The sequence below is a fragment of the Microvirga sp. 2TAF3 genome, assembly GCF_052114965.1.
GTDB lineage: Bacteria > Pseudomonadota > Alphaproteobacteria > Rhizobiales > Beijerinckiaceae > Microvirga.
The window spans coordinates 1-1,586 of record NZ_JBFRFT010000050.1; the positions used below are offsets into that span (position 1 = coordinate 1).

Annotated in this window: 1 protein-coding gene; it reads right to left on the reverse strand. The window is 63.0% G+C overall.

Annotated elements, in window-relative coordinates:
- Positions 1–1,586 (reverse strand): cytochrome c oxidase subunit I (gene ctaD / locus AB4Y97_RS20935; RefSeq protein ID WP_442000964.1); only part of this gene is annotated, 1,586 nt, incomplete at both ends.

A 1,586-nucleotide genomic window follows, 5' to 3' on the forward strand; every position in this document is an offset into this window, starting at 1 on the left:
GCGATGCGCGGCAGGGTCTCGAACTGGTGGAAGGGCGGCGGCGACGGCAGCGTCCATTCCAACGTCGTCGCTCCTTCGCCCCACGGATTGGCGCCAGCCCGCTCCTTGCGGATGAAGGCATAGATAACGCCGAAGATGAAGACGAGAAGACCGAAGGCGAAGATGTAGGAGCCGATCGACGACACCTTGTTCCAGCCGGCGAAGGCATCCGGATAATCCGCATAGCGGCGCGGCATGCCCGAGAGGCCGAGGAAGTGCATCGGGAAGAACAGCACGTTGGAGCCGATGAAGGCGATCCAGAAGTGCAGCTTGCCGATCCATTCCGGGATCATGTAGCCGGTGATCTTCGGGAACCAGTAGTACATGCCGGCGAAGATCACGAACACGGCGCCGAGCGAGAGCACGTAGTGGAAGTGGGCGACCACGTAATAGGTGTCGTGCATGTAGCGGTCGACGCCCGCATTGGCCAGCACCACGCCGGTGACGCCGCCGACCGTGAACAGGAAGACGAAGCCGACGGCCCAGTGCATCGCCGCGGTGAAGCGGATCGAGCCGCCCCACATGGTGGCGATCCACGAGAAGATCTTCACGCCCGTCGGCACCGCGATCACCATGGTGGCGAACACGAAATAGGCCTGGGTCTGGAGCGAGAGGCCGACCGTGTACATGTGGTGCGCCCACACGACGAAGCCGACGACGCCGATCGCCACCATGGCATAGGCCATGCCGAGATAGCCGAAGATCGGCTTCTTGGAGAAGGTCGAGATGATGTGGCTGACGATGCCGAAGGCCGGCAGGATCATGATGTACACTTCGGGATGGCCGAAGAACCAGAACAGGTGCTGGTACAGGATCGGATCGCCGCCGCCCGACGGATCGAAGAAGGTGGTGCCGAAGTTACGGTCGGTCAAGAGCATCGTGATCGCGCCGGCGAGAACCGGGAGCGACAACAGCAGCAGGAAGGCGGTGACCAGCATGGCCCAGGCGAAGAGCGGCATCTTGTGCAGCGTCATGCCCGGAGCGCGCATGTTCAGGATGGTGGTGATGAAGTTGATCGCGCCCAGGATCGAGGCCGCACCGGCAAGGTGCAGGGCCAGGATGCCGAAATCGAGCGCCGGGCCGGGGTGACCGACGGTCGAGAGCGGCGGATAGACCGTCCAGCCGCCGCCGAAGCCTAGCGAACCCGGCGCGCCTTCGACGAAGAGCGAGCAGAGCATCAGGCCGAAGGCCGAGACCGTGAGCCAGAACGAGATGTTGTTCATGCGCGGGAAGGCCATGTCCGGCGCGCCGATCATCAGCGGCACGAACCAGTTGCCAAACCCGCCGATCAGGGTGGGCATCACCATGAAGAACACCATGATGAGGCCGTGGCCCGTCACGAAGACGTTGAAGGCCTGCGGATTGGAGAAATACTGCAATCCGGGTTCCTGCAGCTCCAGGCGCATCGCGATCGACAGGAACGCGCCGACGAGACCCGCCGTGAAGCCGAAGATGAAGTAGAGAGTGCCGATATCCTTGTGGTTCGTGGAATAGAACCACCGGCGCCAGAAGGTCGGAACCTCGGGGTGATCCGCGTGAGCGGCATC